This is a genomic window from Patescibacteria group bacterium (assembly GCA_028711655.1).
Taxonomy (GTDB): Bacteria; Patescibacteriota; Patescibacteriia; order Patescibacteriales; family JAQTRU01; genus JAQTRU01.
Genome location: JAQTRU010000069.1, coordinates 1 through 2746 on the forward strand (window position 1 = coordinate 1; position 2746 = coordinate 2746).

Here is a 2746-nt window from a genome sequence, read left to right on the forward strand (position 1 = left end):
GCGCCACGATTCCGATAAGCATAATTACTGCCTTTAAGAATATTGTTGAGCCTGGTTTCATAGATAGCGTTTAAATATAAATTATAATAAAATTATAAACCATGGCTTATCGTTTGTCAATAAATATTTATTGTTAATATAGATAACCGGAAAGCCGCGCCCGCAGGCGATTTGGCGGCAAATTATTTTTTTTATAAACAAATTATGCTATAATTAAATGAAATAACCCATAAATTAAAATTTATGCGCACGGCACTAAAATTAATTTTAATTGCCATCGCTTTGGCAATCGTCGCTTTGCTCGGTTTCCTGTTTTTTAGATTTAATCTAAAAGAAAAATTATCGGACGCTTATTTTAACCTGACGGTTAAAAGCCAAACCATGGGAGCGGTAACCGCTAATCGTGATTCCGGTAAAATTAAATTTACCGAAATAACTGATGCTTTTTGGGGCACTAAAACTATTTCTCCGGTAATCGGCAAAGCCTATAAAATCGACCGGCTGAAAAACGACGGCCGGCCGGTGCATGTTGAATTCGCCTATGATCCCGAAACCATACCGGCCGATATTTCCCCCGCCGATCTGCGCCTTTTTAAATGGCTCGAGGAAAATGGCAAAAAATATTGGTCCGAGGTTAATAGCCGGGTTGACACCGCTAAGCATATTGTTACCGCGGACTTAAACGCCTTTAGCGTGCTGGCCATTAAAGCCCCGGTTTGGCTGGTACTGACCGAAGCGGAAAGAGAGGACATCAGTAAAACCTTAACCCAGATGCAAAAAAATCCGCCGCCCTTTGCTTGCGGCGTAATCATGACCATGGAAGAAGAATTGATTGCCGGTGAATCGTATTATTCCCGATCCGGAGACGAAAATATCGAGAAGCACGGCTGTTGGAATAATGGCACGGTAAAAAGTATACCATTTAATTACAGCCTTAACCGTGAGGAAAATGGAAAAATTAAAGCCTATAACGCCCAGGCTTTGGTGGAATGGCAGCTTGACCCGCAAGAAAGCATCACGCTTGACGGCTGGGTAGTGGACCAAAACGGAGAAGCCGTGGAAAACGCGCAGGTCATCGCCCAAAAAACTAAATATAGTCCTTGGGAGAAAAAAGACGTGACCGATAAAAACGGCTATTACAAATTAAAACTCCATTCCGGAGAATACGCTGTTAAAGTAATCGGCAAAGACGCCAAGTGCCCGGTAGTTTCCGCCGGCAGCCAATTTTGCCTTAACGGAGACATCTGGGAAGAGCCGATAACGCGAAGCCGCTGGCAAAAGAATTTTACTTTAAAAAAATGCGGCAAATATGAATTAAGCATAACTTCAAAAATCTCCAGCAATACCTACCATTCAGAAGTTCATGGAAGCGCGCTGGTAAACGACGCGTCAGATTCAGCGGCAAGTTCCGGCAATATTACCATTGACAAAATGGCGACAAAGTTGGGCAAAGGCGGAACGTGCAAACAACTAAGGCCATTCCAATATAACTTTAAAGCGGCCGGCAATAATTTGACCGATGAAAAAAATTTAAGCTTATTGCTGGATTTTAGCGAACAAGAGGAGAAAGAATTGCCCGAAGATGCTTTTTGCATGAGCACAATTCTTATTCCCGGCGGCTCCCCTGAAGCTGAAGCTGAAATACAAGCAAGCTTGGCCAAAGCCAGGCAATACTGTGATTTTGAATGCAATTACGTTTCAGATTACGCCGATTTTCCGGGCGTAGAAATTGCCGAAGATTCCTGGCTATTTGATTTTATGGCCATGCATCAGGACGAAGGCTTGAATGCCGCCGGTGAAAATTTTACTTCCATAATAGAAATCAAAGATTGGGACATCGTTGGCCAGGGAGGAGTTTGGGCGCGCAAAACTTACCAGCGGCAAAAACAGGCTTTTAAGCAAACCTACACCGAAGACACGGTTCTCGAGTTAAAGGCAATTAAATAATTAGCCAAACAAATAAAAAATCATCCCGCGAATTCGGGATGATTTTTTTATTCTCAATTAATATTGCGGCGCCTCAAAGTGAGGATTGTACTGAACGCCAATAGTAGGATGCTTGGTATCAAAATTAATGTTTACGTCATATGGCTTTGCCGTAAACATGGCGACGGCTTGCACATTACTATTATTTTCCATGGTGACTTTATAGCCTTTTTCTTTCATGGCTTTGGTAATAGCGCCAAGGTCATTAGGGGTTGGCAAACGGGAAGTGGCGTAGGAAACAATCAATGATCCCGCGCCCATAATATCAGCTTGGTATGATTCTGCTTTTACATCGCCGAAAATCTTTTTTAAAAGTGGCCTGATTTCGCTTTCGGTTTTCATGGCCGGCGAATCCGGCAGTTCAACCTCAACAGTTTGTTCAAAAATCTGGCCGGCTTCATTGTTTGCGCTAGCCGATCCGTTAAGTAAGCCGTTTTGTTCCGTGGCTCGGCTACTGTCAGAGCTGTTCCCTGAAGAGCCGGGGGCGGCTGATTTTTGGCCGCAGCCGGTCAAAGTAAAAATGATCAGCAGAGACAAGCCAAAAAGGGAAAATTTTAAAAATTTTGGCATAGGTGTAAATTAATTATAATTATTTAAAACAGGGGGGTGATTTAGCCGGAAGATTTTTTTCTTATTCTTTGCCAATCCTACAATTCCGATAATAACAGCTATTAACCCCATTAATTGTCCCCCGGGGCTATCATCATATTCACCGTAGACGAACATAAACACGCCAAACAATATTGCAAAAACAAAATAT

Annotated in this window: 2 protein-coding genes; one reads left to right on the forward strand and one right to left on the reverse strand. The window is 42.5% G+C overall.

Annotated features, from left to right (window positions below; translation table 11 throughout):
- Positions 1–243 precede the first annotated feature (243 nt).
- Positions 244–1947 carry a carboxypeptidase-like regulatory domain-containing protein gene (locus tag PHQ42_05435; GenBank protein ID MDD5072140.1) on the forward strand — a complete coding sequence of 568 codons (1704 nt, stop codon included), beginning with the start codon at positions 244–246 and terminating at the stop codon, positions 1945–1947.
- A 57-nt stretch (positions 1948–2004) separates the two neighbouring features.
- Here PHQ42_05435 and PHQ42_05440 read toward each other — a convergent pair whose 3' ends face one another.
- A complete protein-coding gene (locus tag PHQ42_05440) occupies positions 2005–2556 on the reverse strand; it encodes a hypothetical protein (protein ID MDD5072141.1) in 552 nt (183 codons plus the stop codon).
- Positions 2557–2746 lie beyond the last annotated feature (190 nt).

Excerpts from the sequence above, each read along its gene's own strand:
- PHQ42_05435 (MDD5072140.1), top strand. The coding sequence starts at position 244 with ATGCGCACGGCACTAAAATTAATTTTAATTGCCATCGCTTTGGCAATC.
- PHQ42_05440 (MDD5072141.1), bottom strand. The coding sequence starts at position 2,556 with ATGCCAAAATTTTTAAAATTTTCCCTTTTTGGCTTGTCTCTGCTGATC.